At 69.2% G+C, this 26,662-nt stretch carries 25 protein-coding genes; 11 read left to right on the plus strand and 14 right to left on the minus strand.

Annotated features, from left to right (window positions below; all coding sequences use genetic code 11):
- Positions 1-58: 58 nt before the first annotated feature.
- From ACW14X_RS13520 to ACW14X_RS13535, 4 genes are all read right to left on the minus strand, one after another.
- Entirely contained in the window at positions 59-1,183 is a 1,125-nt protein-coding gene (locus tag ACW14X_RS13520) for a glycosyltransferase family 2 protein (RefSeq protein WP_457165901.1), read from the minus strand.
- Positions 1,183-2,541 (minus strand): purple acid phosphatase family protein, encoded by a 1,359-nt coding sequence (locus tag ACW14X_RS13525; protein ID WP_457165902.1) that lies wholly within the window; start codon positions 2,539-2,541, stop codon positions 1,183-1,185. Before ACW14X_RS13525 ends, ACW14X_RS13520 begins: the two co-directional genes overlap by 1 nt.
- 107 nt (positions 2,542-2,648) lie before the next feature.
- Positions 2,649-3,554 carry a pseudouridine-5'-phosphate glycosidase gene (locus ACW14X_RS13530; RefSeq protein WP_457165903.1) on the minus strand — a complete coding sequence of 302 codons (906 nt, stop codon included), beginning with the start codon at positions 3,552-3,554 and terminating at the stop codon, positions 2,649-2,651.
- Positions 3,551-4,489, minus strand: a complete 939-nt coding sequence (locus ACW14X_RS13535; protein WP_400469180.1) for a carbohydrate kinase family protein — start codon at positions 4,487-4,489, stop codon at positions 3,551-3,553. Before ACW14X_RS13535 ends, ACW14X_RS13530 begins: the two co-directional genes overlap by 4 nt.
- Positions 4,490-4,791: 302 nt before the next feature.
- Between ACW14X_RS13535 and ACW14X_RS13540 the strand changes: the two genes are divergently transcribed.
- Positions 4,792-6,939 (plus strand): hypothetical protein, encoded by a 2,148-nt coding sequence (locus ACW14X_RS13540; RefSeq protein ID WP_457165904.1) that lies wholly within the window; start codon positions 4,792-4,794, stop codon positions 6,937-6,939.
- Between the two features lie 53 nt (positions 6,940-6,992).
- Here the strand turns inward: ACW14X_RS13540 and ACW14X_RS13545 are convergent, their stop codons facing one another.
- Together ACW14X_RS13545 and ACW14X_RS13550 are read right to left on the minus strand one after the other, a co-directional pair.
- Positions 6,993-8,261: an alpha-hydroxy-acid oxidizing protein gene (locus ACW14X_RS13545; protein WP_457165905.1), complete on the minus strand. Its 1,269-nt coding sequence runs from the start codon at positions 8,259-8,261 to the stop codon at positions 6,993-6,995.
- A complete protein-coding gene (locus ACW14X_RS13550) occupies positions 8,258-8,899 on the minus strand; it encodes a TetR/AcrR family transcriptional regulator (protein ID WP_160025925.1) in 642 nt (213 codons plus the stop codon). The genes ACW14X_RS13545 and ACW14X_RS13550 overlap by 4 nt, the downstream gene beginning before the upstream one ends.
- 72 nt (positions 8,900-8,971) lie before the next feature.
- On the opposite strand from ACW14X_RS13550, the gene ACW14X_RS13555 reads away from it, so the two are divergent.
- Complete coding sequence (locus ACW14X_RS13555; RefSeq protein WP_457165906.1) at positions 8,972-9,874, plus strand: sterol desaturase family protein; 903 nt, start codon at positions 8,972-8,974, stop codon at positions 9,872-9,874.
- Here ACW14X_RS13555 and ACW14X_RS13560 read toward each other — a convergent pair.
- The 7 genes from ACW14X_RS13560 to ACW14X_RS13590 all read right to left on the minus strand — a co-directional run bounded on the left by ACW14X_RS13560 (position 9,837) and on the right by ACW14X_RS13590 (position 16,952).
- The gene (locus ACW14X_RS13560) at positions 9,837-10,451 is read right to left on the minus strand and encodes a hypothetical protein (RefSeq protein ID WP_160025927.1); all 615 of its coding nucleotides are present in this window, start codon (positions 10,449-10,451) and stop codon (positions 9,837-9,839) included. The genes ACW14X_RS13555 and ACW14X_RS13560 overlap by 38 nt on opposite strands.
- Positions 10,448-11,248, minus strand: a complete 801-nt coding sequence (locus tag ACW14X_RS13565; protein ID WP_160025928.1) for an HAD family hydrolase — start codon at positions 11,246-11,248, stop codon at positions 10,448-10,450. The genes ACW14X_RS13560 and ACW14X_RS13565 overlap by 4 nt, the downstream gene beginning before the upstream one ends.
- On the minus strand, positions 11,245-11,757 hold the full coding sequence (locus tag ACW14X_RS13570) for a GNAT family N-acetyltransferase (RefSeq protein WP_457165907.1): 513 nt from the start codon (positions 11,755-11,757) through the stop codon (positions 11,245-11,247). The genes ACW14X_RS13565 and ACW14X_RS13570 overlap by 4 nt, the downstream gene beginning before the upstream one ends.
- Before the next feature lie 28 nt (positions 11,758-11,785).
- On the minus strand, positions 11,786-12,643 hold the full coding sequence (locus tag ACW14X_RS13575; protein ID WP_457165908.1) for an HAD family hydrolase: 858 nt from the start codon (positions 12,641-12,643) through the stop codon (positions 11,786-11,788).
- Entirely contained in the window at positions 12,640-13,911 is a 1,272-nt protein-coding gene (serS, locus tag ACW14X_RS13580) for a serine--tRNA ligase (RefSeq protein ID WP_160025931.1), read from the minus strand. The genes ACW14X_RS13575 and serS overlap by 4 nt, the downstream gene beginning before the upstream one ends.
- 52 nt (positions 13,912-13,963) lie before the next feature.
- A complete protein-coding gene (locus ACW14X_RS13585; protein WP_457165909.1) occupies positions 13,964-14,656 on the minus strand; it encodes a peptidoglycan-binding domain-containing protein in 693 nt (230 codons plus the stop codon).
- A 100-nt stretch (positions 14,657-14,756) separates the two neighbouring features.
- On the minus strand, positions 14,757-16,952 hold the full coding sequence (locus ACW14X_RS13590; protein WP_457165910.1) for a calcium-binding protein: 2,196 nt from the start codon (positions 16,950-16,952) through the stop codon (positions 14,757-14,759).
- Between the two features lie 157 nt (positions 16,953-17,109).
- On the opposite strand from ACW14X_RS13590, the gene ACW14X_RS13595 reads away from it, so the two are divergent.
- On the plus strand, positions 17,110-18,681 hold the full coding sequence (locus ACW14X_RS13595; RefSeq protein ID WP_457165911.1) for a YegS/Rv2252/BmrU family lipid kinase: 1,572 nt from the start codon (positions 17,110-17,112) through the stop codon (positions 18,679-18,681).
- A 409-nt stretch (positions 18,682-19,090) separates the two neighbouring features.
- Here the strand turns inward: ACW14X_RS13595 and ACW14X_RS13600 are convergent, their stop codons facing one another.
- Positions 19,091-19,501, minus strand: a complete 411-nt coding sequence (locus ACW14X_RS13600; RefSeq protein ID WP_378816584.1) for a DUF4446 family protein — start codon at positions 19,499-19,501, stop codon at positions 19,091-19,093.
- Positions 19,502-19,525: 24 nt separating this feature from the next.
- On the opposite strand from ACW14X_RS13600, the gene ACW14X_RS13605 reads away from it, so the two are divergent.
- From ACW14X_RS13605 to ACW14X_RS13640, 8 genes are all read left to right on the plus strand, one after another.
- The gene (locus tag ACW14X_RS13605) at positions 19,526-20,365 is read left to right on the plus strand and encodes a prephenate dehydratase (RefSeq protein ID WP_160025936.1); all 840 of its coding nucleotides are present in this window, start codon (positions 19,526-19,528) and stop codon (positions 20,363-20,365) included.
- Between the two features lie 3 nt (positions 20,366-20,368).
- Positions 20,369-21,043 (plus strand): nickel pincer cofactor biosynthesis protein LarB, encoded by a 675-nt coding sequence (gene larB, locus ACW14X_RS13610; protein ID WP_457165912.1) that lies wholly within the window; start codon positions 20,369-20,371, stop codon positions 21,041-21,043.
- Entirely contained in the window at positions 21,040-22,305 is a 1,266-nt protein-coding gene (larC, locus tag ACW14X_RS13615) for a nickel pincer cofactor biosynthesis protein LarC (RefSeq protein WP_457165913.1), read from the plus strand. The genes larB and larC overlap by 4 nt, the downstream gene beginning before the upstream one ends.
- 21 nt (positions 22,306-22,326) lie before the next feature.
- Positions 22,327-22,929, plus strand: a complete 603-nt coding sequence (locus ACW14X_RS13620; protein WP_457165914.1) for a TMEM165/GDT1 family protein — start codon at positions 22,327-22,329, stop codon at positions 22,927-22,929.
- Between the two features lie 25 nt (positions 22,930-22,954).
- Complete coding sequence (locus ACW14X_RS13625) at positions 22,955-24,154, plus strand: arginine deiminase (RefSeq protein WP_160025940.1); 1,200 nt, start codon at positions 22,955-22,957, stop codon at positions 24,152-24,154.
- 104 nt (positions 24,155-24,258) lie between these two features.
- Positions 24,259-24,630 carry a cyclic nucleotide-binding domain-containing protein gene (locus ACW14X_RS13630; protein WP_160025941.1) on the plus strand — a complete coding sequence of 124 codons (372 nt, stop codon included), beginning with the start codon at positions 24,259-24,261 and terminating at the stop codon, positions 24,628-24,630.
- A gap of 80 nt (positions 24,631-24,710) precedes the next feature.
- A complete protein-coding gene (locus ACW14X_RS13635) occupies positions 24,711-25,649 on the plus strand; it encodes an adenylate/guanylate cyclase domain-containing protein (RefSeq protein ID WP_457165915.1) in 939 nt (312 codons plus the stop codon).
- Between the two features lie 78 nt (positions 25,650-25,727).
- On the plus strand, positions 25,728-26,591 hold the full coding sequence (locus ACW14X_RS13640; protein WP_457165916.1) for an AraC family transcriptional regulator: 864 nt from the start codon (positions 25,728-25,730) through the stop codon (positions 26,589-26,591).
- Positions 26,592-26,662: the final 71 nt, after the last annotated feature.

The raw sequence follows: 26,662 nt of genomic DNA on the forward strand, positions 1-26,662 counted from the left end.
CACTAGGGCCGTGTTATACACCCCAGGGCTTCTGCGGGGCCGCCTGGATCCCGAGCGGTCAGAGCCCGACGGGCAGGTCCTCCGCGGCGGCGAACGCCTCGATGCCCCTCGCCGGGCCGCGCTCGTCGATCGTCTCGATGAGGGCGGCGAGGTCGTCACGGCGGTCCTGCGAGACCAGCCAGGCCATCAGGCGCTGGCCACGCGGCACGGTGGTCTCCTCGAAAGGGACGCCGGCGTCGTACCAGAACTCGAGGACGGCGCCGCGCAGCAGCGACCAGTAGCGGTCGGGGTCCTCGGTGGTGGGGTTGACGGCCGCACGGAAGTGCTCCCACATGTCGATCGGGAGGATCTCGGTGCGCAGTGTGCGCATCAGCTTCGCCGAGCCCGAGCCGGCCACCAGCTCGACGGTCTGGCGCTTGGTGGTGATCCGCTCGAGCAGGTTGGCGATCTGGGCGCGCTTCTGGGTCGCGGAGGAGAGGTCGGAGCGGACCCGCCAGTCGTATACGACCTCGCTGAGGATGTCGAAGCTCCTGGCGGCCAAGAATGCCTGGGTCAGGGCCACCTGGTCCTGATAGCGGGTGCGCTCCGGGAAGGTGATCTCGTTGTCGGTCCAGAAGGAGCGCCGGAAGACCTTGTTCCACACGAACACGTCCGCGAGCATCAGCGGGGCGTCCTCGATCCGGCACCTGAGACGCGTCCGGGTGTGGTTGCGGCGCATCAGCGGGGTGACGTACCTCCGCTCCTCGCCGTTCACGAGGGTGACGCGCTCGGCCGAGCCGACGACGAAGTCGGAGCCCGTACGCCGCAGCGTCTTCACCATCGTGCTCCAGGCGTCGCGGGGGAGGATGTCATCGGGGTCGACGAAGGTGAGCAGGTCACCGGTGGCGGCCTCGATCCCGGTGTGACGCGCGATCGAGACACCGGAGTTGGGCTGGGAGATCAGCGTGACCCGAGAGTCGTTCGCGGCGATGCCCTTGACGATCTCGGCCGACCCGTCGGTGGAGCCGTCGTCGACGACGATCACCTCGATGGCACAGACCTCACGCAACGGCTGGTGAAGGATGCTGTCGAGGCTGTCGGCGACGTAGTCGGCCACGTTGTAGACAGGCACGACGACGCTGAGCAACCTCGGCTTCCTCCTTCTGATTCCCCCCACGCGCATCAACTCTAATTGGGTGCGCATCAGCGCGTCCTAGCGATGGTGAGCGTGTCGACCTCGGAGCCGTCGGTGGCGATGACTTCGAGGTCCAGCCTCGCCGTCCCGTGGGCGTCGCGCGGGTGGGCATCGAAGAACGCGACCGAGTGGGTCGCGTCGCCGACGGCGCGGTAGGTCGTGGGCTCGGGGATCTTCAGGCCGTTCTTGTCCGTGTAGTAGGAGAGCACCGGGAGAACGTCGGGATAGGTCGAGCCGCCACCGCCGCCGGCGGTGATGTAGATGGTCCCCTCGTTGGTGCTGACCGTGGCGCCGCGCGGCGCCTCCTGGACCGGCTTGCCGTCGCGCATCAGGTGGGTGCGCTCGTAGCAGTGGTTGTGGCCGTTGATCACGACGTCGACCTGGTAGCGGTCGAAGAGTGCCTCCCAGCGGTCGCGGATGCCGCCGTCCGAGGCGTGCGCGATGTTGGTGCAGTAGGCGCACTGGTGGAAGCCGACCAGGATGAAGTCGATGTCGTTGCGGGCCCGGAACGTGGCCAGCCGCTCCTCGAGCCAGCTGTCGAGCGTCTCGCCGAGGTAGCCCGCGTTCCGCGTGTACTCGTACGTCGCGTCGTTGCCGTCGAGGGCGATGAAGGCGACGTTGCCGCGGACGAAGGAGTAGGTCTCCTGTCCGCCGCCGGCACCGTTGCCGGGGTGACGGAAGCGAGCGCGGTGGCCGTCGTAGCCGAGCTCGCCGTTGCCGTTCTCCATCTCGTGGTTGCCGACGACGGTCATCCACGGGATGGCGTTGGCGCTGGGCTGGATCTGGGTCAGGAACTCGTCCCAGACACCGAAGTCCTGCTGCTGCTCTCCGCTCTTGCCCTGGCCGCCGGTGTCGGCATAGGCGATGTCACCGACGACGAACGCGAACTCGGCGCGCTGCTGACGGATCAGGCTCACGTTGCGCGCGGCGTCCTCGGCGACGCCCATGTCGCCGAAGGCGGCGAAGCGGAAGGACCCCGTGGTCTTCGGGGCGGTGGTGAACGAGCCCCTGGTCGCGGTGCCCCCGTCGTGGCTGAGCCGGTAGTAGTAGCGCGTGCCCGGTCGCAGGTCGCTGAGGTCGACGTGGTGGTAGACGCTGTCGACCCGGATCGAGGAGAGCGACTCGGGTCGGAGGGTGAGTCCGTAGTCGGGCGTCACGCCCAGATCGAGGCGCGGCGCCTGCACTGACCCGGCGGTCGACCAGGAGACGTTCATCTGCTTGACCGGGTTGGCACCGTACGACAGATGTACGCCGGTGGCCGGAGCGGCCGACCTGGCCGCCTGCGTCCACAGCATCGGGCCGGCGACGACACCGGCTCCACCGATCAGGCCGGCCTTGAGGAAGGTGCGCCTCGATGGGGCCGTCATCGTCGGGCCAATGTGGGGGCTATCGGTCACGGGAGGATCAACGCATAGGTAGGCGAGACGTTAGGCCACGTGCGGTGTCGCCGGGGTGAACGAGTGGTGATCGTTCGTCATGCGGCGACGTACGATGCGGCCATTTGCGCACCGAAGGCTGCGTTGTCGCGCACCAGCGCGATGTTGGTCGCCAGCGAGTCGCCGCCGGTGAGCTCGACGATCCTGGCGAGCAGGAACGGGGTGATCTCCTTGCCTCGGATGCCGCGGGCCTCGGCGTCGGCGAGGGCGTGGTCGATGTGTTGCCCGATCACCTCGGCGGGGATCTCGTCGGCGGCCGGAACGGGGTTGGCGACGACCAGGCCGCTGGGGAGGCCGAGCTCCCAGGTCGACTTCATGACCGCGGCAGCCTCGCCGGGTCCGTCGATGCGCAGCGGCGCCGCGAACCCGGAGCTGCGGGAGTAGAAGGCCGGGAACTCGTCGCTCCCGTTGACCAGGACCGGCACGCCGTAGGTCTCCAGAGTCTCCAGGGTCAGCCCGATGTCGAGGATCGACTTCACGCCGGCGCTCACCACCGCGACCTGGGTGCGGGCGAGCTCGGTCAGGTCGGCGGAGATGTCGAAGGACGTCGCCGCGCCCCGGTGTACGCCGCCGAGCCCACCGGTCACGAACGTCCTGATCCCGACCATGGCCGCCAGGCGCATGGTGGCCGCGACCGTGGTCGCGCCGTGGAGACCGCGGGCGACGACGTAGGGGAGGTCGCGGACGCTGACCTTGGTGACGTCCGGGTCGGAGGCGAGGAGCTCCAGGTCGTCGGGCGACAGCCCGGCACGAGGGATGCCGTCGAGCAGCGCGATCGTGGCCGGGACGGCGCCGTTGTCGCGCACGATCTGCTCGACCTCGGTGGCCATCTTGACGTTGTCGGGATAGGGCATGCCGTGGCTGATGATCGTCGACTCCAGCGCGACGACCGGGCGGCCCTCTGCGAGCGCGACCCCGACCTCTTCGGTGAGCCGGACCTTCACACCAGCTCCCGGACGAGGCTCTCGCTGAGGTCCATCCGGACGGTGTCGTGGGTGCCGCAGGTCAGCGCTGCCGCGGCGTGCCCGAACCGGGCCGCCGCGACCAGGTCGACGTCCCGGAGGAGCTCGTGGGTGAACGCGGCGAGCATCGCGTCGCCCGCGCCGGTGACGTCGACGACGTCGGCCGGCACGGCGGGAAGCTCCTGATAGATGTCGCCGTAGCTGATCACCGAGCCGCGTGCGCCGAGGCGCACCCAGACGACGCCGACACCGCGGTCGTGCAGCGAGTGGACGGCCTTCTCGATCTCCGCATCGGTGCCGGCGGGCAGGTCGGTCAGAGCGGCCAGCTCGGCCTGGTTGGGCGTGACCAGATAGAGCTCGCGGTCGGCCCGGATCAGCTCGCGCGCCCGCCTCGCCTTCGGCACCGACACCGGGTCGAACACGACGGGCACGTCGAACTCGCGGGCCAGGTCGATCGCCACGTCAGCGGTGCGGACCGGGATGTTGCCCTCGACGAGCACACCGCGAGCGTTCTTGATCAGGTCGCGGGCCGCCTCCACGACCAGCGGGGAGAACTCGTCGGTCGCGGCCATGTCCGCCACCGCGACCACCAGCTCACCGGAGGAGTCGAGCACGGCGTTGTAGGTGCCGGTGCGTACGTCTGCCCGGCGGCGGACGTAGGTGCAGTCGACGCCGACGTCCTCGGTGTAGCTGATCACCTCGTCGCCGATCGGGTCGTCGCCGACGACCGAGACCAACGCGACCGAGTCACCCAGCCGGGCGAGGTTCTCCGCGACGTTGCGACCCACCCCGCCAGGCGAGAGGCCGGCGGATCCGGACATGCTCGAACCCATCACCACCTGCTCGTGCGCCCGAGCGTGGAGATCCATGTTGGAGCCGCCGATCACGACGATGTCTGGCGGAGATTGCGGGTTCATCACTTGCATCGTAAGTGGGGTCCTCAGATCGCGCCCCCTCATAAAGTATGAACTTGGCGCTACCCAGGCGTGTCCCTGCTCACCGCGGGTTCAACACCAACCGCCGGACAGCGCGCGCCGCTGATGCTAGATTCCGCCGGTCCGGCGCGAGGACGCCTCATGGGGTATCCGCTCAGGGTCGCCCGGCTTCGTCCCCACCTCGGCAGCGCCATGGTCGGCGCTGACCCGTCTCGAAGGCAGCACACATGTCTCTACATCGGCGCACGATTGCGCTGATCTCCGCGTCAACGGCGGCCGGCGTGATGAGCGCGGCTCTCACGCTGGTCCCGGCACCGGCAACGGCTGAAACCTCGGCCGACGATCCCCTCCCCATCGTCCCGACGACCGTGTACGCCACCAGCGGCACCGTCCACAACTCCCTCACCGGTTCGACGACCTTCGACCAGTTCGACGACCGAACCTGGGTCGGTTTCTGCGACCCGGCCGAGGTCGCCCCCGAGGATGACTACGGCACGGTGATCATCGACGCCTGCGACGAGACGCCCTCGAGTCAGCGCATGGTCTGGGACTTCGACCAGAACGTCCTGGCGGAGCTCTCCCCCGAGGACATCGTGTCGGCGACGTTCCAGGTGAGCGCCGACCTCGCCTGGGTGGACGAGGAGACCTGCCGACCGGGCGCGCTCGAGCTCTACCAGGACGCCGACTGGTCGCAGAGCCCCACGGCCGTCAAGACGTACGCCGCAAGCGGCTGCGGCGGCACGCCGGCATGGAACGGCTACTTCGGCTTCGACGCCACCGACCTCGCCAAGCGAGCCGCGTCCGGTGACGGTTCCCTGACGCTCGGCCTCAAGGCAGCCGACGAGACCTGCATGTCCTGCGGCTGGAATCAGGTCAAGAGCGGCGCCCTGCGCATCACCTTCAACCGCGCCCCCGCGGCGCCGGTGAACCTCCAGGTCGGCGAGTTCTACCCAGGCACCCGGTCGTGCACCTCGACGCCGCAGTGGCTGAACAGCGAGGTCTACGCCAGTGCGTACGTCGCTGATCCGGACGTCCCGCACCACGGCGGTGGCGAGAAGGTGACCGCGACCTTCCAGGTCTTCCCGGCGGGTCAGTCCCCCGAGAGCAGCACGCCACTCTTCGAGCGCACCGCCACGGAGCAGTACGCCGATGCGCGCATCGCCGTGTCGATCCCGCCCGAGCTGCTTGCGGACGGAGCCTTGTACGACCTCTGGGTGACCTCTCAGGACGGCTACGGCGAGGTGGGCGGCTCCGCGCACTGCACGTTCGGGGTGGACCGCACCGATCCGGCGCCGCCCACGATCACCCCGGTCGTCGGCGGCGAGGCTGTCTACGTCGCGGACGAACCCCGCGGGGGCGCCGGGATCCCCGGCTATTTCTGGATCAGTGGTGGCGGCTCCGACGTCAGCACGTACCGGATCTCCGGCGGTTCGAGCGCATCCTGCGGCACCGGTTCCTCGGTCCCGGCGACCGCAACGACCGGCTTCTCCTACACCCCGGACGCGCGTGCGGTGTACCTGGAGGGACGCGTCGTCGCCTGCGCCGTCGACCGTGCCGGGAACTGGAGTCAGACGTCGAGCTACGTCTTCGACGTGGCGAGCAGCGACACGGTCGTGGCGACCCCACCCGCGATCACGGTGAGCGGCGGCTCCTCCTACGGCTACGGAAGCACCTACACCTCCGCGATCACGCTCAGCGCGGACGCGGCGACACCGTACGGCCAGGCCACCGTCAGCGAGGGGTCGACCGTCCTCGGCACCGCGACGTTCGACGCCCGGACGGAGTCGGTGACGCTTCCGGCGAAGAAGCTTCCCGTCGGCTCTCACACCCTCACCTACACCTACCGAGCCTTCCCCGGCGCGCCGGCATGGTCGACGACGAAGGTCGTCAAGGTGGTCGGGGTCTTCGTGGCGCCGACGCCGACGATCAGCGGCACCGCCAAGGTCGGCAGGACGCTGACCGCGTCACGGGGCACCTGGTCGCCGACACCGAGCACGGTGACGTACGTCTGGAAGGCGGGCTCCACCACCATCAAGTCGAGCACCTCGAACCAGCTGGTCGTGCCGGCCTCGGCCAAGGGGAAGCAGATCACGGTGAGCGTGGTCGGGGCACGATCGGGCTACACGACCAAGACGGTGACCAGCGCGAAGACCGCCACGGTCGTCTCAGGGACGTTCACCGCTCCGCGCCCCTACCTCAAGGGCACCGTCGAGTACGGCCACACCGTGACCGCGGTGCGCGGCACCTGGTCGCCGTCGCCGTCGTCGGTCACGTACGTCTGGAAGATCAACGGAACGGTCGTGAAGCGAGGCACGTCGGGTTCGCTGTTCCTCCGCAAGGCCTGGAACGGCAAGCAGGTCACCGTGACCGTGATCGGATCCCGGACGGGGTACACCTCCAAGACGATCACGTCGTACGCGAAGACGATCTGATCCGGCTGTGAGGCTGGGAGCGCGTCCCGGCGCGCTCCCAGCCTCATTCGAACTCAGCCGAGGAGCTCGCGGCCGATCTCGTCGACCGAGCGGCAGCCGACGAGGCCGAGGGAGAGGTCGAGCTCGGCGATCATGTGCTCGATGACGGCCTGGACACCGGCGGCGCCGGCAAGGGCGAGGCCGTAGACGTAGGGGCGGCCGAGGAGGACCGCGTCGGCACCCAGGGCGAGCGCCTTGAGGATGTCGGCGCCGGAGCGGATGCCGGAGTCGAAGAGGACCGGGATGCGGCCGTCGACCTCGTCGACGATGCTCGGCAGGGCGTCGATGGAGGCGATGGCGCCGTCGACCTGGCGGCCGCCGTGGTTGGAGACGATGATCCCGTCGACGCCGTGCTCGAGCGCGCGGCGGGCGTCCTCGGGCGCCTGGAGCCCCTTCAGCACGATCGGCAGATCGGTCATCTCCCGGAGCCGGTCGAGGTCGTCCCAGATCAGGTCGGAGCGGGAGAAGACGTCGAGGAAGGTCTCGACCGCGGCTCGGGCATGACCGGAGCGGAGGTTGTCGACGAGCTTGCCGGGATGGTGCTGGGCCATCGAGGCGACCGCGGTGAGGGCCGAGGGGATCTCCCGGAGCCCAGGTCGCACGCTCGTTCCGCTCCCGTCCGCGAGCCGGGCCGCGACGAGGGCGCGGAAGGCCGGGTCGGAGGTGTACTGAGCGATGCCCAGCCCCCGGGCGAAGGGCAGATAGCCCAGGTCGAGATCACGCGTACGCCACCCGAGCATGTGGGTGTCGAGGGTGACGACCAGCGCGTCGGAGCCGATGGCCTCGGCGCGGCGTACGAAGGACTCGACGATCGTCTCGTCCTTCGACCAGTAGAGCTGGTAGAGCCGTGGCGTGTCGCCCAGGTCCTGGGCGACCTCCTCCATCGGGACGGACGCCTGGGTGGAGATCACCATCGGGATGCCCGTCGCGCGGGCCGCCGCGGCGACCTCGTGCTCGGCGCGGGAATGGGCGAGCTCGAGCACGCCGACCGGGCCGAGCATCAGCGGCGCCGGCATGTCCACACCGAACAGCGTGGTGCGCAGGTCGCGGCTCTCGACGTTGGTGAGCATGCGCGGCACCAGCCGGAAGTGGTCGAAGGCGGCGGTGTTGGCGGCGACGGTGCGCTGCTGGCCGGCTCCGCCGTCGACGTACGCCCAGGCCTCCTTGCTCATCGCCCGCTGGGCAGCCTCGGCGAGCACCGAGGGCTCGGTCGGCACCACGGGGCGGCGGCCGAACAGGCCCTTGCGGAAGATCGCGGACTGGAGGTCTCTGCCGATACTCACGCGCGTAGGCTACTGGGTTCCGCTGCGGGCAGCGCGGCACCGGAGATCGCGATGATCAGCCGATGGCATCGCTCCGTCATCTGAGTGGGCGTGACCCCTGGATGGTCGAGCCACCAGGTGATCAGCGCATCGACCGCACTCATCCAGACGGCGGTCAGCGCGGAGGCGTCGAGAGGATCGTCGTCACCGACGAGCCGCATCAGCTCGCCGACGCCCTCGACGGCGAGACGGGTGATCCGGTCGGTGTAGACGGCGCGGGCGGCAGCCACCTCGCCGTCGTCGGGCGCCGTCGGGTCGAAGAGGAGCCGCCACAGCCACGGCTGCGGCTCGAGCGTCCGGAAGAGCCCGTCGAGGGTGCGCAGACCACGCTCGACGCCGACCGAGTCGTCGGCGGCGACCCGCTCCATCTCGGCGGCGAGCGTCTCGGCGCCGTAGTTGAAGCTGGCCAGGAAGAGGCCCTCCTTGGAGCCGAAGTACTGGTAGACCAGCGGTTTCGAGATGCCGGCGTCGGCGGCGATCGCCGCGACCGACGCCTTGGCGAACCCGACGGTGCCGAAGGCCTGGCAGGCGGCTCGCAGGATCTGCAGCTCGCGATCGGCGCGCGGGACGCCCTTGGTTCCAGCGTTGGCCCGTGACATGACCAAGAGTCTAGCGGTGGCATATGACCTTGAGGTAACTTACTCCAAGGTCATATCCCTGGGAGGTCCCCCATGAACGACATGCTCGACCCGTTGAAGAACCCCTTGACGTACGCGATCCCGTTCTTCGTGATCTCGATCCTCATCGAGCTGGCAGCGCTGAAATGGCTCGACCACGACGACAACCTGGCCGGCTACGTCTTCAAGGACGCGCGCACCTCGATCCTGATGGGCCTCGGCTCGATCGTGTCGATGACCGTGTTCAAGGTCCTGACCTTCGCGGTCTACGCGGCGATCTTCGCCTACGCGTCGCTGTGGCAGATCCCGGAGACGTGGTGGGGCCTGGCGATCTCGGTCGTGGTCGTCGATCTCGCCTACTACTGGAACCACCGGTTCGTGCACCGGACCCGAGTCGGCTGGGCGGCCCATCAGGCGCACCACTCCAGCGAGTACATGACGTTTGCGACCGCGCTGCGACAGAAGTGGAACCCGTGGTTCGAGTTCTTCTTCTTCCTGCCGCTGCCGTTCCTCGGCATCTCACCGGCTGCGATCTACATCGCCTTCTCGATCAACCTGATCTACCAGTTCTTCGTGCACACCGAGACGATCGGCAAGCTCTGGCGCCCGATCGAGCTCGTCTTCAACACCCCGAGCCATCACCGTGTCCACCACGGCTCCGACCCGGAGTACCTGGACAAGAACTACGCCGGCATCCTGATCGTCTGGGACCGCCTCTTCGGCACGTTCCAGCCCGAGCGGCAGCGCCCGACGTACGGCCTGACCTACAAGGTCGACACCTACAACCTGCTCCGGCTGGAGTACGGCGCGTTCCGTGAGCTCTGGAACGACGTACGCAGCGCCGACGGCTGGCGGCTCAAGCTGAGCTACGCCTTCCGGCCGCCGGGGTGGGCGCCGGAGGCTGAGCCCACGACCCCGATTACGCGGCCTTCCGTCGCCCGAGAATCATCACGATGATCAGGCCGAGCAGGCCGACGACGACGAGTACGACGCCCGGGGCGGCGACCTCGACGAGCTTCTGGCCCTCGGGAGACGCGGGCTCGCTGAAGCTCACCTGCTGAGGCTCGGGGGCGATCACCTCGGGGAACTCCTTGGCGATCTCGGCCTGGAGCTTGTCGGTGTACTCCTCGACGCGCGGGGCGCTGCCGGCGGCGAGGATCGTGTCGCCCTTCTTCTGCGCGAAGAAGTAGTAGTCCTCGTTGGCGGTCAGCGACTTCTTCTGGCACACGCCGGGGTTGAGCGCGACCTCGAGGCTGCTGCCGCTGGTGACGCCCTTGAGCGCCTTGACGACGGTCACGGGGTAGACCACCGGGCCGCCCTTCTTGGTGGCCTTGCCGGGGCCGGTCACCCGTGCGTGGAAGACCAGCGGCTCCTTGACCGCGTCGCTGAGCTCGAAGGCCGGGCACTTCGCAGGAGCCGTGACCGGGGCTGCCGAGGCGGGTGCGGGGCTCGTCATGACCACCGCTGTCACCGCGAGAGCGAGGGCAGCGAGGAACTGGGGGACGCGGCGCATGGCGAAGATCAAACCAGTCACAGGCCGAAGACTCCAGCCAGGACCCGCGCGACACCGTCATCTTCGTGTCCGGGGGCCAGGTGCGACGCGCACGCGACCACGCTCTGATGGGCGTCTGCCATGGCGTACGAGGTGCCGGCCCAGGTCAGCATCGGCAGGTCGTTGGGCATGTCGCCGAAGGCGATCACGTCTGCGGCGGAGATGCCGAGCTCGGTGCAGACCAGCTCCAGCGTGGAGGCCTTGGTGACCCCGGGAGCACTGATCTCGAGCAGCGGGAACGACGAGTGGGTGACGTTGACGCGATCGCCGACGACGGCGGCCGCTGCAGCGAGCAGCTCGTCGGCGTCGTCGTGGTCGTCACGGCGGGCGAGCAGCTTGATCAGCGGCTCGTCGGCGAGCTCCTCGATCGACGCGACGCGCCTGGCGGGGCGGAGGGCGTCGGCGGTGTGGGTCGCGAACGCGGGCTCGCACGACCACCCCTCGAGCGACTCGGTCGCGAAGACCAGTCCGGGCACGCTCTCCTTCAGCGCGGCCGCCACCTCGGCGGTCAGGGCCGGCTCGATCAGCCGGGTCAGCCGGGGCTGGTCGGCGGCGACGTCCCAGACCAGGGCTCCGTTGGAGACGATCGCCAGCCCGACGCTGCCGATGTGCTCGAAGAGCTCGCGGGTCCAGCGCAGCGGCCGTCCGGTCACGAAGATGACCGGCACGCCGATCTCCTCGAGCTTCACGAGCACGCCACGAGTGAAGTCCGAGACCGAACCGTCCGCTCTGACCAGGGTGCCGTCGAGGTCGGTGGCGACGAGCTTCGGCGTCCTCATTCTTCCATTCTGCCACCGGGGACCGGCCTGGCCATCACCAGATGCCCGTCCTCGTCGGCGCCACGCAGCTCGGTGAACCCGCACTTGGCGAGCACTCGGAGGCTGGCTGCGTTGGTGGGCTCGACAGCGGCCCGAATGCGTACGCCCTCCTCGTCGGCGCACGCCAGCAGACCCTTGAGCGCCTCGGTCGCGAAACCCCACCCGCGTGCCTCTTCGATCAGGCCGTAGCCGACCTCGGTCTCCGGGGTGCCGTCAGGAGCGGCTTCGGGCGGCCCGAAGAAGCCGATCGAGCCGAGCACGGTGCCGTTGCGCATGATGTAGCGGGAGCTCCATCGGTCGCCCTCGACCCACATCGTCGCCGCGTCGCGGTCGTCCTCGCGCGGGAACTGCGGGTGCCAGCTCTGCGGGCGCCCGATCCCGCCGTCGGGATCGCGGATCGCCTCGACATCGGCGCGGGTCCACAACGGCAGCGTCAGCCGCTCGGTCATGATGGTGGTGGGAAGAGTCACGAGCGCAAAGACTCCCAGAACAGCACTCTCAGAACCAGCGGGAGAGTTCCAGCGCCGCGCCGTCGTCGGCGACGTGGGCGGTGACGGCGTCGGCCACCTCCTGGACCTCGTCGGGGGCGTTGCCCATGGCTACGCCGCGACCGGCCCATTCGAGCATCTCGACGTCGTTGCGGCCGTCGCCGATGGCGAGTACGTCGGCCGGCTCGAGGTCGAGCTCGTCGCAGACATAGGAGAGGCCCGATGCCTTGGAGACACCGACCGGGGTGAGGTCGAGCCAGGCGGTGTAGCCGACCACGTAGTCGATGCCGTGCAGACCGAGCTCACGGCCGAGGGCGAGGAAGTCCTCCGGGGTCGCGTCCGGGTCGCGGATGATCACCCGGGAGACCGGCTCGGCGACCATCTCGTCGATCGGAGCGATCAGATGAGCACCGTCGAGCTCACCCTCGGGGAACGGTCGGTTGAACCGGTAGCCCAGACCGCGGTTCTCGACCGCGACCAGCACGTTCGGCCGCCGTTCCATGATCTTCTCCACCGCCGCGCGGGCGTCGAAGGTCTCCTCGTGCACCACGTCGACCGGCGGGTAGCGGAGCACCACCGCTCCGTTGGAGGCGACGATCCACAACCGCTCCGCGCCCTCGTCCGGGAGCCCGAGCAGGTCGGCGATCCCGGTCATCGAATGGGCCGAGCGACCGGAGGAGAGCACCACGTGGGCGCCGGAGTCGTACGCCCGGCGGACCGCATCGCGCACCTTGTCCGAGAGAGCCTCGGAGGTCGTGCCCGTGCCCTCGATCCAGCGCAGCAGGGTGCCGTCGATGTCGAGCGCGACGAGCTTCGGCTGCCAGGCGGCCTCACCGGGCCGGGCGATGCTGCTCTCGGTCGTGCTCACTTCTGGATCGGCTCCAGAACCTCGCGGCCGAGCCACTTCTGCAGAGCCTTCGGCACCCGCACCGAGCCGTCGGCCTGCTGGTGGGTCTCCAGCACGGCGACGATGGCGCGGGTGATCGCGGTCAGCGTGCCGTTGAGGGTCGCGACCGGGGTCGTGCCGTTCTCCGTTCGCGCCCGGATGTCGAGGCGACGTGCCTGGAAGGTGGTGCAGTTGGACGCCGAGGTGAGCTCGCGGTACTTCCCCTGGGTGGGGATCCACGCCTCGCAGTCGAACTTCCGCAGCGCGCTCGGACCGAGGTCGCCCGCGGCCACGTCGATGACCTGGTAGGCGAGCTCGAGCTTGTCCAGGAAGGCCTTCTCCCACTCGAGGAGACGCTGGTGCTCGGCGTACGACTCCTCGACGGTGGTGTAGACGAACATCTCCACCTTCTCGAACTGGTGGACCCGGATGATGCCCTTGGTGTCCTTGCCCGCCGAGCCGGCCTCCTTGCGGAAGCACGACGAGAAGGCGGCGTAGCGCCGCGGGAGGGTGTCGGGGTCGAGGATCTCGTCGGAGTGGTACGCCGCCATCGGCACCTCCGAGGTGCCGACCAGGTAGAGGTCGTCGTCCTCGATCTTGTAGACGCCGTCGTCGACCTGGTCGAGGAAGCCGGTGCCCTCCATCGCCTCGGGACGCACCAGCGCGGGCGCGATGACCTGGGTGAAACCGGCCTCACGGGCCTGCTCCATCGCCAGGTTGATCAGCGCGAACTCGAGCTCGGCGCCGACACCGGTCAGGAAGTAGAAGCGGCTGCCCGAGACCTTGGCGCCGCGCTCGAGGTCGATCGCGCCGAGCATCTTGCCGAGCTCGACGTGGTCGCGCGGCTCGAAGCCCTCGGCCGCGAAGTCGCGCGGCTTGCCGACCTTCTCGATCAGGACGAAGTCGTCCTCACCGCCGGCCGGGGCGTCGTCGGCGAGGTTGGGGATGGCCTTGAGAGCCTTCTTCCACTCCTCCTCGGCCTCCGCCTGGGCCGCGTCGGCCGCCTTGACGGCGGCCGCGAGGTCCTTCACCTCGGCGAGCAGCTGCTGCTTCTCCTCGCCCTTGGCCTGAGCCACCTTCTTGCCCATCTGCTTCTGCTCGGCCCGCTTGGCCTCGAAGTCCGCGATCGCCGCGCGCCGGGCGCTGTCCGCGGACAGCGCCCGGTCCACCACGTCAGAGGACGCGCCACGGCGCTCCTGCGAGGCACGTACGCGGTCGGGGTCTTCGCGGAGGATGCGCGGGTCGATCATGCGGCAAGGCTAGTCGACCGGACCACCAGATCTCACTTCAGTAATCGGCCGGTCACCAGTAGACCGGGCTGGTCTTGCCGCACGGGCGCAGCCACGAGCGGTAGACCGTCCTGTTGGCGAAGTCGTAGGCGTAGGAGTCGTTGGTGAAGAAGGTGCCGCCGGTGTAGGTGATGTAGGCGGCCGAGGCCGGGTAGGACGTCCGGAATCCGTTGGTGTTCGAGGCCGTCGAACGCGAGCCCTTGCTAGGAATCCATCCATTGATCACCGGGTCGGCAAGCGAGCCGCTGGTGGTGATGGTGGCCTGCCTCCAGCCGGTGCTGCGCTTGTTGGTGACCGTGTAGCGGATCGACTGGCCGCCGCGGACGATGACGCAGGCGTACCAGTTCGCGGTGGCGGTCGAGGAGACGATCGTGCCGGCGCCGGACATGCCCGCCTTGATCTTCGACCACGTACGCGACCCGACGATGCCGTCCGCCGACAGCCCCTTCGCACGCTGGTAGTCCTTCACCCGCGCGGTCGTCGCGGACCCGAACGAACCGTCCGGCCTGAGCCCACCGAGCACCTTCTGGAGCAGCGTCACGCAGCTGCCGGTGCTGCCGGGACGTACGGTCTTCGGGCTGCTGATCGTGCAGCTGACCGCGGCCTCCGCGGGCGCCGTGCCCGCGTCCACGGCGACCAGTCCACCCGTTGCCACAGCTGCCGCCGCGAGCAGGCCGCCCATGCGCAACCGCACCGATGTCTTCATCGTATGGATCCCTCTCGATTCATGTTCTCGGAACTCGAAAGGGGCAGTGTGGCCAACCGGTGCTGCCGCCCGAACCCGTACCTCTCCCGTACCTCTGGGGCTACGGAATGCGTACGCGCCGCTCGACCGACGAGCTGCTGTCGCTGCCCGTGCCACCGTCACCGTAGTCACGGCCGTAGCCGCCGTAGAGGCGGTCGTTGCCCGAGTGGCCATAGAGCGAGTCGTTACCCGAGCCGCCCTCGATCCGGTCCGAACCGCCGAGGCCGACCAGCTTGTTGGCGGCCGAGTTGCCCCGAAGGACGTCGGCGTAGTTGGTGCCGGTCAGTCGCTCGAAGGTCAGCAGACGATCCGCTCCCGCGCCGGTCGACTGCACCGAGGTCGTGTTGAGCGCGACCTTCACGCCGTTGCGTACGTTCGAGTACTCGACGGTGTCGGTTCCCGAACCACCCTCCGCGCGGTCGTTGCCAAGTCCGGGCAGGATCGTGTCGTTGCCGCCGCCACCGAGGAGTACGTTGGCGCCGCCGTCGCCGGTGAGGCGGTCGGAGTAGGGACCGCCCTTCAGGTTCTGCATCCCAGCGAGCGTGTCGCTGCCGCCACCACCGGTCGCCCGGGACAGGCTCGCGGTCACGGGGTTGTCGGCGGTCGCGTAGGACGCTGTGTCGATGCCGGTCCCGCCGTTCAGAGAGTCGTTGCCGGAGTTGCCCGCCAGCACGTCGTCGCCGCTGTCGCCGCGCAGTGAGTCGGTGTCGTTTCCACCCTCCAGGGTGTCGTTGCCACTGCCACCCTCGATCGCGTCGTTGCCGGCGTCTCCCTTCAGACGGTCGTTCCCGCCGCCACCGAGAATGCGGTCGCTGCCGGCCTCACCCGTGACGGAGTCCGCGCCTTCTCCGGCACTCACCGTGTCGTTGCCGGGACCAGCCTTGACGGTGTCGTTGCCTTCTCCGGCATCGATGGTGTCGGACGAGCCCACCGTCGGGCTGTAGTAGTCCTCGTCGCCGTAGATCGCATCCGCTTCGGCCTTTCCGTGGATCGAGTCGAGGCCCGGACCACCGATCAGCTCGTCCTTGCCGACGCCGCCTTCGATGAGGTCGTTCCCGGCGCCGCCCCTGAGGTAGTTGGACTCAGCAGCCCCGTAGATCTTGTCGTCCCCGGCGTCACCGTTGGCGGAGAGCGAGGTAGATCCTCCGTAGATCACGTCGTTGCCGTTGCCACCGTTGGCGTCGCCACCGATCGCCCCGACGCGGATCGTGTCGCTGCCGTCACCGCCGTACGCAGCCGAGCTCATGCTGCCGTCGAGAGTGATCGCATCGTCCCCGAGCCCGCCGAACACTCGTGCGGCACCTTCACCGTTGCTCAAGGTGTCGTTGCCATCGTCGCCGCTGATCAGATCCAACGCTCCGTAGGCGCCGCCGGTGATCGTGTCGTTCCCGCCATCGCCCCACAGCTCGTCGTAGTCGGTGTATGGGCCATTGTGATTACCGAGGAACGTGTCCTCGCCGTCGCCACCATGGACGACGTCCTCACCGGCACCGTCCTGGAGCGTGTCGTTCCCGGCTCCTGCGTCGATCCGGTCGTTGCCGGCCACGGCATCGATGGTGTCGTCACCATCGGTGCCGGTGATCACATCTGCATGGTTCGTTCCGGTCAAGGCTTCGAAACCGTCAGCCTCGGCTGCCCAGCTGGTTGCGCCTGACGTCATGTCGTAGGTGATCCCCGACGCCGAGCTGAACAGGTAGAAGATGTCCTTCGCCGAGTCTTCCGATCCACCGTCGAGTACGTCGCCAGCAGCATCGGAGGACGTGACCTGGATCCGGTCCGCACCAGCGCCTCCGTGAACCGTGTCAGCGCCTGCACCCGGAACGATCGCGTCTGCGGCGGCGCCCCCATGGATGGTGTCGTTCCCGCCGTCGCCGTAGAGATGATCCGTTGTGTCGCCGCCATGGATCACGTCATCGCCATCACCCCCGCGGATCGCGTTCGGCCGGGAGTTGCTGAAGATCGTGTCGTTGCCCCCATCGCCATAGACGGTGCCGATGTACGAGGTGGGCCTGAAGCAGATGACGTCGTTACCACCCAGAGAGTGCAGCGTGACGTTCTGGTCGGGCGCGAGCAGGATCACGTCGTCGCCCTCAGTGGGCGCCTGACCCTCCATACTGAGGTCGACGGTGACGGGCTTGCCGCCACAGTCACCTTCTGCCGCGGCCGCGGAGCCGGCGAGGAGGCCACCGACACCGAGGGCGAGGGCGGGGACGGACAGGAGCCCGAGGAGGGCGTACGCGGAAGCGCGAGAGCGCATGAGAGACCTCACAACGAGGAGGGACCGAGGGGTGCCGGCGCCGACCCGAATCATGCGCGGAAAGCGCACGATAGCGCTTTCCTCCGGCCACTGCCTCGGCTTTTGTCCAGCCCGTTCATTCACTGTGTGGAAGACGTATCGCGCATACTGACTCACCGTGCTTGACCTTTCGCGCCGTGCCCTGCTGCTCTGGGCGGCCTCGCTGTTCGCTCTGTGCGCCCTGATCGGGATCGCGGGGATCAACGGGTGGCCGCCGGTCTCGACGATCGACGAGCTCGGCCGGGACGCGACGGCGGTGACCGCGGAGCACGGCTGGATGCTCGACTTCTGGCACATCGTCGAGGTGGCCACCGAGTGGTACCTCGCTGTCGGCGTCGCGCTCCTGGTCGCGGCGGGACTGTTCCGGACGTACCTGCGCGCCGCGGTCTACGTGTTCGGCGTCGTGGTGATCACGCTGGTCGTGCGCCGTGCGGTGGTGCTGCTCGTCGACCGGGACCGGCCCGCGTGGCAGCTGGCGTCGTGGTTCCACGAGTCACCGGCGTACCCCTCCGGTCATGCGACCGGGATCGCGGTGCTCGCGGGTGTGATCGCGGTGGTCGTGACGATGTTCGTGCGCCGCCGCGGCATCCGCCGGCTGGCCTACACCGGTCTCATCCTGCTGGTGGTGCTCGTCGCCGCCGACCGGGTCTTCCTCGGACGCCACTACCCCTCCGACGTGCTCGGCGGGATCCTCTTCGCCGCCGGTGCCGTCTTCCTCGGCATGGCGCTCTACACGCCGCTGCCCGCCTCGCACGCGCTGGGACGTCGGCCGCTGGTCGACTCGGTGCGTGGCAACCGGAGGATCGCGGTCGTCCTCAACCCGATCAAGGTCGAGTCGGTCGAGCACTTCAAGACGATGGTCACCACGATGGCCAGGGAGTCCGGCTGGAAGACGCCGACCTGGCACCTGACCACGGTCGACGACCCGGGCAAGGGGATGGCGCTGGCGGCCCAGGCGGAGGGCGCCGACCTGGTCCTCGTCTGTGGTGGCGACGGCACCGTACGCGAGGTCTGCTCCGCCCTGGCCGGCACCGGCATCGCCGTCGGGATCGTCCCCGGCGGCACCGGCAACCTGCTGGCCCGCAACCTGTCGATCCCGCTCTACATCCGCGCCGCGATCGACGTCGCGCTCACCGGGCAGGACCAGGCGATCGACCTGGTCGAGGTCTCGGGCGACAACCTCGAGGACACCAACTTCCTGGTCATGGCCGGGATGGGCTTCGACGCCGCGATCATGAGCGGCGTCAACGAGGACATCAAGAAGCGGATCGGCTGGATGGCGTACGTCCTCTCCGCCTTCAAGAGCCTGATGTTCCCGGCGATGCGGCTGGAGATCTCCGTCGACGACGGCGAGTTCACCAGGCACCGGGCGCGCACGGTCGTGGTCGGCAACGTCGGCTACCTCCAGGCGAACATGCCGCTGCTGCCGGCTGCCGCTCTCGACGACGGGCTCATCGACGTGGTGCTGCTCTATCCGCAGCGATTCTGGTCCTGGCTCCCGCTCGCGGTCCGGGTGCTGAGCAAGCGGCCGCGCACCGACAATCTGGTCAACCGGATGACCGGTGCCAGCGTCGTGATCCGGACCAACCACGACCAGCCGCGTCAGCTCGACGGCGACACGATCTCCGAGGGTCGCGAGCTCCGCATGCAGTGTCTTCCCGGGCGCCTGCTCGTCCGCGTGCCACGCTGACGGCCAGTCCCGATTCGGTCCCGAATCTCACCGACACGCGGCGGGCCCGAAGTCCCGGTAATCAGGGCCTAAAGTCCCTTTTTCTGCGTGCTTTCGGCGCGTTTGGCGTCGATTCTCATGGCAAAACCGAGCCGACTCGCCGACACAGATGTCTTGTTGACAAGTAAATGTTCATAAGGTGTCTGACACGACTCGGCGTGAGCCGAGTCGTCGTCTTCGACCGGGCTCAAGCCTGACTCCGGCCGGCGACGTGGCAAGACCCACACACTGGTCGGAAATCCCCCGCGACCAGTGGTCGACTCCCGGGCCGTCCCACCCGCAGCCCGGGTTTGAAACCGGCACGCTCGGAACGGTTCCCCCGCCACGCCCGAGCGTGCCGGCGTCGTTTTTGGGCTCGGATCAGCCCCGATCAGCTCCTGGGCTTGGCCTGCTGGACGGCCTCGGTCTCCTCGGGCGACATCAGCTGGGAGGACTTCCAGGCGCTGATGCTCTTCGCGTACGACCTCGCCTCGGTGCGGCCGTGGATCGAGGTGAGCACGACCCCGTCGCCGTTGTCGTCGAGCAGCGCCAGGCACCAGCTCAGGTGACCGCCGGCGTCCCCGAAGGCATCGAAGCGCACGACCGCGAGGTGGCGCAGGTTCATCGCCGACTCGGCGCGCAGGGCCGCGACCTCGGCGCGCAGACCGGCGACGTCGGTCGGCAGCGACTCGACGGCGGCAGGGTCGGGGCGACGTACGTCCTTCGTCTTCTGCCAGGCCGCTCCGGCGAGGACCAGGGCGGCGATTGCTGTCAGCAGACTGAGAATTGCAAGAGCGAGCACATCGGGCGAATCTAGACTGTCGCTGTGTCCGAGCCACATCGCATCGCCTATCAGGGCGAACCAGGGTCCAACTCACACATGGTGTGCCAGCGGCACTACCCCGAGCTGGAGTCGGTGCCGTGCGCCTCGTTCGAGGACGTGTTCGCGACCGTCGAGGCGGGTGAGGCGTCGCTGGCGATGATCCCGATCGACAACTCCCTGGCCGGGCGAGTGGCCGACATCCACCACTTCCTTCCCGAGTCCAACCTGCACATCATCGCCGAGCACTACCTGCGGATCCGGTTCCACCTGCTCGGCCTTCCGGGCGCCCACCTGGACGACATCCGTACGGTCCACTCCCACGTCCATGCCCTGGGTCAGTGCCGCAACATCATCCGGGAGCACGGCTTCACGCCGGTCGTCTCCGGCGACACCGCCGGTGCCGCGCGTGAGGTGATCGAGGCCGGCGATCCGACGATGGCCGCGATCTCCCCGCCGCTGGCCGCCTCGATCTACGGACTGGACGTGCTCGCCACCGACATCGAGGACGCCGACCACAACACCACCCGCTTCGTGGTGCTCTCGCCCGACTTCATCCAGGCTCCCGCCGACGCGGGTCCGGTGGTGACCTCGTTCATCTTCAACGTACGCAACCTCCCGGCGGCCCTCTACAAGGCGCTCGGCGGCTTCGCGACCAACGGCGTCAACATGACCAAGCTGGAGTCCTACATGGTGGATGGCAAGTTCACCGCCACCCAGTTCCTCGCCGAGGTCGACGGCCACCCGGACCAGCCGGGGCTGAAGCGGGCCCTGGAGGAGCTGGCCTTCTTCACGACCGACGTGAAGCTGCTGGGGGTCTACCCCGCCGACCCGGCGCGGTTCTGAGCGATGCCGGACGAGCCGACCGCCGACCTCGGGTTCGCCCGCGTCGACCTCGACCGGGAGCGCCGCACCGGTGACCCCGAGGTCGTGTACGCCGACGGCAAGACCCCCGAACAGGTCGTCGCGATCCTTCGCCGACTGCACGAGGAGCATCCCGCGCGGGCCGTCCTGGCCACCCGCGTCTCCGCCGAGGCGGCCGCCCGCGTGGCGGCCGAGCTGCCGACGGCGGTCCACGACGCCGAGGCCCGTGCGGTCACGCTCGGGCCACTGCCGACCCCGCAGGGCCGGGTGTGCGTCGTCGCGGCCGGGACCTCCGACGGGCCGGTCGCGGCCGAGGCTGCGCTCACGTGCCGGGTCCACGGCGCCGGTGTCGAGCGGATCACCGACGTCGGCGTCGCCGGGATCCACCGCTTGATGGCCGTACGCGACCGGCTCGACGACGCCGACTGCCTGATCGTCGTCGCGGGGATGGAAGGTGCCTTGCCCTCCGTGGTCGGCGGGCTGGTGGGGGTGCCGATGATCGGGGTGCCGACGTCCGTGGGCTACGGCGCCTCCTTCGGCGGGCTGGCCGCGCTGCTGGCGATGCTCAACTCGTGTGCGCCGGGCGTGACCGTGGTCAACATCGACAACGGCTACGGCGCCGGGGTCGCGGCGGCTCGGATCGCGCGGCGAGCTCGGTGAGCGTCGTCTGGGTCGACGCGTCCTCCGGAGCCTCGGGGGACATGCTGCTCGGCGCGCTCGTCGGCGCCGGCGTGCCTCTCTCGGTGATCGCCTCGGCCGTGGATGCGGTCGCCCCCGAGCCGGTGGATCTCGCCGCCTCGCAGGTGACCCGTGGCGCGCTGGCCGCGACCCGGTGTCATGTCTCGATCGCCGACTCGGTCCACCATCGGACCTGGACCGACGTCCGGGCACTGCTGACCGACGCCGCTCTGGACGACGCGGTGCGCGACCTGGCGCTGCGGGTCTTCGAGCGGCTGGCCGAGGCCGAGGGCGCCGTGCACGGGATCTCTCCCGAGTCGGTCCACTTCCACGAGGTCGGAGCGCTGGACGCGATCGCCGACGTGGTCGGGGTCTGCGCGGGCTTCGTGCACCTGGGCGCCGACGCGGTCGTGGTCTCGCCGGTCGCGGTCGGATCGGGGTCGGTCCGGGCCGCCCACGGCACCCTCCCGGTGCCCCCGCCGGCCGTGGCGCGGCTGCTCACCGGCGTACCTTCTTACGCGGGGTCGCCCGGACACCCGGCGATGGAGATGTGCACGCCGACCGGCGCCGCGCTCCTCACCACTCTCGCGACGAGGTGGGGGGCTCAGCCGCCGATGACGACCACGGCGATCGGTGTCGGCGCGGGCGGCAGGGATCCGGAGGGTTGGTCGAACACGCTCCGCATACTGGTCGGCGAGGCTGTCGGGGCGGGGGCAGAATCCCGCCATGGCGGGGAAGTGCGGGCGGATCCTGCGGCAGAGGCAGGCACGGAGATCGAGCTCGTCATCGAAGCGAACATCGACGATCTCGAGCCGCGGCTGATCCCCGGTGCCCTCGACGCGCTCCTCTCCGCCGGCGCCCACGACGCCTGGGCCACGCCGATCCTGATGAAGAAGGGCCGACCGGCCTACACCCTCCACGCTCTCACCCGTCCCGCCGCCGCCGAGGCGGTCCGGCGCGGGTTCTTCCGGGAGACCTCGACGATCGGCGTACGCGAGCACGAGGTCGTCAAGCACGCCCTGCCCCGCGAGATGCTGACCGTCGTCGTCGACGGACACCCGATCGCGGTCAAGGCCGCCCGCCTCGACGACGAGGTCGTCAACCTGCAGCCGGAGTGGGACGACGTCGCCCGCGTCGCCGCAGCACTCGATCGCCCGGCGATCGACGTACTCGCCGAGGCCAAGGCCGCCGCCCTCGCTCGACCGCTGGTCGAGCCGGGGTGCGACGATGAGGGCCGGACGTAAAGAACTGGAACGGAAACCCTGATGGACATCACCGTCGTCGCGCTGGCCTTCGCCGCGATCTTCGTCGTCGAGCTGCCGGACAAGACGTTCCTGGCGACCCTGGTGCTGTCGACGAAGTACCGGCCGATCTTCGTGTGGCTCGGCGTGGGCGCGGCGTTCGCGGTCCAGACGCTCATCGCGGTGGCGATCGGCGGGGTGGCGACGCTCCTCCCGACCGACCTGGTCCACGTCGTCGCGGCGCTGCTCTTCCTGGGCGGCGCGGTGTTCCTCTTCATCGAGGGGCGCCGCCACCACGGCATCGCGTCCGAGGACGACGGCAGCGAGTTCGCCGAGAAGGCCAAGGACGTACGCGGGTTCCGCCAGGTCCTGGCCAGCTTCATGGTCCTCTTCGCGGCCGAGTGGGGAGACCTCTCCCAGCTGCTGAGCGTCTCGCTGGTGGCCCGCTACCACGACCCGGTCTCGGTCTTCATCGGCTCCTGGGCCGCGTTGCTCGCAGTCTCGGGGCTCGCGGTGCTGCTGGGACGTACGTTGCTCCGGTTCATCAAGCTGCACGTCCTGCACTACGTCGGAGCCGTCGTCTGCCTCGTCCTGGGCATCCTGACGCTGGTCGAGGTGTTCGCCTGAGCGGCGTTCGCCTAGGCTGCCCGGCATGGTTGAACTTGGCGCCGACAGCGAGGTCGGACGACTGCGTACGGTTATGCTTCATCGGCCCGGCCGGGAGCTCACCCGGCTGACGCCGCGCAACAACGACAAGCTGCTCTTCGACGGCATCCCGTGGGTGAAGCGGGCACAGGACGAGCACGACGCCTTCGCGGCCGCGCTGCGGGATCGCGACGTCGAGGTGCTCTACCTGACCGACCTGCTCACCGAGACCCTCGAGGTGCCCGAGGCGCGGAAGCTCGCGCTCGAGAACGTGCTGGGCTCGCTCACCCTCGGCGACACCCTGCGCGACTACCTGAGCGGTGCCCTCGCCGACGCCGGGCCGGCCGAGCTGACCGACCACCTGACCGCCGGCGTCCGCAACGACGAGGTACGCGGCGGCCACGGCCTGGTCACCAGCCTTCTCGCCCACGACGACTTCCTGATCGACCCGCTCCCGAACCTGCTCTTCACCCGCGACTCGTCGGTGTGGATCCGCGACCGGGCCACGGTCACCTCGCTGGCGATGCCGGCTCGCAAGCGCGAGACCGCGCTCACCGAGCTGATCTACCAGTTCCACCCGCGCTTCCGGGCCAGCCCGCGGCTGCACGGAGCCCACCTGGAGCACGTCGAGGGTGGGGACGTACTCCTCCTCGCTCCCGGTGTCGTCGCGGTCGGGGTCGGTGAGCGCACCACTCCCGCCGGGGCCGAGCGGCTCGCCCGCCAGGTCTTCGCCGAGGAGCTCGCCCACACCGTGCTCGCGGTGCCGATCGCGCAGGAGCGCGCGACGATGCACCTGGACACCATCGCCACGCTGGTGAACACCGACAAGATGGTGATCTACCCGAACGCGGTCGACTCGCTGGTGGCGTACGCCGTGACCCCCGCGGGCGACGGCCAGCTGAACATCGCGGCCCCGCGCCCGTTCCTCGAGGTCGCGGCCGAGGCGATGGGGATCGACAAGCTCCACCACGTCGACACCGGGCTTGACCCGGTCGCGGCCGAGCGCGAGCAGTGGGACGACGGCAACAACACCCTGGCACTGGCGCCGGGCGTGGTCGTGGCGTACGAGCGCAACACGCAGACCAACGGGGCCCTGGAGGCCGCCGGCATCGAGGTCATCGCGATCGCGGGTTCCGAGCTGGGCTCCGGCCGCGGCGGCCCGCGATGCATGAGCTGCCCGATCGCCCGCGACCCGCTGCCCGCATAGCCAACTTCACTCGCGGGTAACCCCTGTAGACGAACATCGTTGATCTCTGTAACTGCCGTCACATAGCGGCAGCCACCCCACAGCCGACCCCGAAGGAAACCCTCGTGACCGAGTCGTTCTTCTCCATGTTCACGCCCAAGGAGATCGCGCACATCAGCGCCACCGGCACCCGCGTGCACCTGCCGGAGGGCTGGTCGCCGATCTGGGAGGACACCCCGCCGGACAAGGCCTACATCATCCTCGACGGCACCGTCTCGGTCCGCCGGGACAAGGAGGAGATCGCCCAGTGCGGTCCCGGTGACATCATCGGCGAGGCGGCGATCATGAGGGGCTCGCTGCGCACGGCCTCCATCGTCGCTCTCACCCCGCTCGACCTGATCCACCTCAGCGCCGACAAGCTGCAGCAGCTGTCCGTCGAGATGCCGACGTTCGCGAGGGCGCTGGAGAAGGTCGCCAAGGACAGGTTCGGCTCCTGACGCTCGACGAACAGGCTGACGAGGGCCTCGGTCAGGGTCGTAGCCGTGAGGCAGACATCGAGCTGGCCGAGGCGCTCGCCGTGGTCGAGTCCTTCGTTCTCGGCCAGACGCCCACGCTGACCCGCGCCGAGGTCGCGGGTGCCGTCGGCGTGCCTATGGAGGTCGCCGAGGACCTGTGGCACCATCTCGGCTTCCCGCACGCCGGCGAGGACGAGATCGCCTTCACCGAGGCCGATGTCGAGGCGCTGCGGATGACGCAGGAGCTCGTACGCCTCGGGGTGCTCAGCGAGGACCGCCAGGCCGCGCTCGTGCGGACCTGGGGACGGTCCTACGCGCGCCTGGCCGAGTGGCAGACGTCCCTGCTGGCCGAGGTCGCCCGGGAGCGGGGTGGCGACGAGGTCGAGGACCTGGTCGCCCTGACAGGGCAGGTGCTGCCGCTGGTCGAGTCGCTGCAGGACTATGTCTGGCGCCGCCATCTGGTCAGCGCGGCGCGGCGGATGCTCACCGTCGCGGACGCCTCCGCCGTGCCGCTGGCGGTCGGCTTCGTCGACATCGTCGGCTACACCTCCCGTTCCAAGCGGCTCAGCGACAAGGAGCTGGTCGACTGGGTCGAGGAGTTCGAGGACACCTGCTCCGACGTCGTCGTCGAGCACGGCGGACGGGTGATCAAGTATCTCGGCGACGGGGTGTTCTTCACCTTCGAGGACGTCGCTGCGGCCGCCCGGACCGCCCTTGAGCTGGCCGCCCTCGGAGAGGATCGCGACAGCGCGTTTCCGCACGTCAGAGCCGGGATATCCTACGGCGACGTGGTGCTCCGGCTCGGCGACGTCTTCGGTCCGACGGTCAACATCGCCGCCCGCCTCACGACCGTCGCCCGGCCCTCGTCGGTGGTCGTCGACGAGAACGCCGCCGCCGCGCTCGAGGACGTCGACGGCTTCCAGGTCGAGAAGATGCGGCGTACGAGCGTGAAGGGCTACTCCCGCCTGCAGGCCTTCCGGCTGCGTTCGCGGTCCGACTGAACCTGATCGAACCGGGCCAGGATAGTCGGGCGCCGGAGGTTGCTTCCGGGCGAGGCTTGATGGCGAAAGGAGGACCACATGATCGGAACGCTCAACACCCTGGTCGACCTGGTCGAAGCAGAGCTCACCGGCGAGGTGGACGTGGCTCGGGTCGCTCGCGACCACGGCACCACCGAGTACCACCTGCGCCGGATGTTCTCGGCGCTGGCCGGGATGCCCCTGTCCGACTACGTACGCCGCCGCCGGATGACCCTGGCAGCGGCCGACCTGGTGGCCGGTGCCCCTGACCTCCTGGAGGTCGCGGTGCGCTACGGCTACGGCTCGACCGAGGCGTTCGGGCGCGCGTTCCGTGCCGTGCACGGAACGGCTCCGGCCGACGTACGCCGATCCGGTGGTCCGCTACGCACACAACCCACGCTCAGGTTCCGTCTGAGCGTCGAAGGGAGCACCCCGATGGACGTCACCATCAACGACATGCCCGAGCTCCGGCTCGTCGGCCACGCCACCAAGGTCCCGCTGATCTACGAAGGCGTGAACCCGCACATCCAGGCACACATCGCCTCGCTCGCACCCGAGGAGCATGTCCGCCTCAAGGAGCTCAACGACACCGACCCGCGCGGCATCCTCGCCGTCACCGAGTCGGCGTCGCCCGATGCACCGGAGGGATCGATGATCACCTACCTGCACGGGGTCGCGGTCACGCCGTCGGCCGAGGTTCCGGACGGGCTCGACAGCATCACCGTGCCGGCCGGCTCCTGGGCGGTCTTCGCCTCCAGCGGCCCGCACCCGGAGACGCTGCAGCGGCTCTGGGCGGCGACCGCCACCGACTGGTTCCCGTCGAACCCGTGGCGGCTCCGCCCCGGCCCGTCGATCCTGCGCTACCTCGAGCTCACCGAGACGTACGCCTCGTGCGAGCTCTGGTTGCCGGTGGAGCAGGCGTGAGCGGCGAATGCTCACCGAGGTAACTCGGTGAACTGTCGCTTCCCTCGCGGAACTCCACGAAGTAGGTGAGT

The organism is Nocardioides sp. YJ-D4 (assembly GCF_054031495.1).

What these genes read in the sequence shown, in the direction of transcription:
- ACW14X_RS13585 (WP_457165909.1), bottom strand. Translation starts at nt 14,656, where the DNA reads ATGAAGACATCGGTGCGGTTGCGCATGGGCGGCCTGCTCGCGGCGGCA.
- ACW14X_RS13550 (WP_160025925.1), bottom strand. Translation starts at nt 8,899, where the DNA reads ATGTCACGGGCCAACGCTGGAACCAAGGGCGTCCCGCGCGCCGATCGC.
- ACW14X_RS13640 (WP_457165916.1), top strand. Translation starts at nt 25,728, where the DNA reads ATGATCGGAACGCTCAACACCCTGGTCGACCTGGTCGAAGCAGAGCTC.
- ACW14X_RS13555 (WP_457165906.1), top strand. Translation starts at nt 8,972, where the DNA reads ATGAACGACATGCTCGACCCGTTGAAGAACCCCTTGACGTACGCGATC.
- ACW14X_RS13620 (WP_457165914.1), top strand. Translation starts at nt 22,327, where the DNA reads ATGGACATCACCGTCGTCGCGCTGGCCTTCGCCGCGATCTTCGTCGTC.
- ACW14X_RS13590 (WP_457165910.1), bottom strand. Translation starts at nt 16,952, where the DNA reads ATGCGCTCTCGCGCTTCCGCGTACGCCCTCCTCGGGCTCCTGTCCGTC.
- ACW14X_RS13625 (WP_160025940.1), top strand. Translation starts at nt 22,955, where the DNA reads ATGGTTGAACTTGGCGCCGACAGCGAGGTCGGACGACTGCGTACGGTT.
- larB (WP_457165912.1), top strand. Translation starts at nt 20,369, where the DNA reads ATGCCGGACGAGCCGACCGCCGACCTCGGGTTCGCCCGCGTCGACCTC.
- ACW14X_RS13525 (WP_457165902.1), bottom strand. Translation starts at nt 2,541, where the DNA reads ATGACGGCCCCATCGAGGCGCACCTTCCTCAAGGCCGGCCTGATCGGT.
- serS (WP_160025931.1), bottom strand. Translation starts at nt 13,911, where the DNA reads ATGATCGACCCGCGCATCCTCCGCGAAGACCCCGACCGCGTACGTGCC.
- ACW14X_RS13565 (WP_160025928.1), bottom strand. Translation starts at nt 11,248, where the DNA reads ATGAGGACGCCGAAGCTCGTCGCCACCGACCTCGACGGCACCCTGGTC.
- ACW14X_RS13540 (WP_457165904.1), top strand. Translation starts at nt 4,792, where the DNA reads ATGAGCGCGGCTCTCACGCTGGTCCCGGCACCGGCAACGGCTGAAACC.
- ACW14X_RS13520 (WP_457165901.1), bottom strand. Translation starts at nt 1,183, where the DNA reads ATGCGCACCCAATTAGAGTTGATGCGCGTGGGGGGAATCAGAAGGAGG.
- ACW14X_RS13535 (WP_400469180.1), bottom strand. Translation starts at nt 4,489, where the DNA reads ATGAACCCGCAATCTCCGCCAGACATCGTCGTGATCGGCGGCTCCAAC.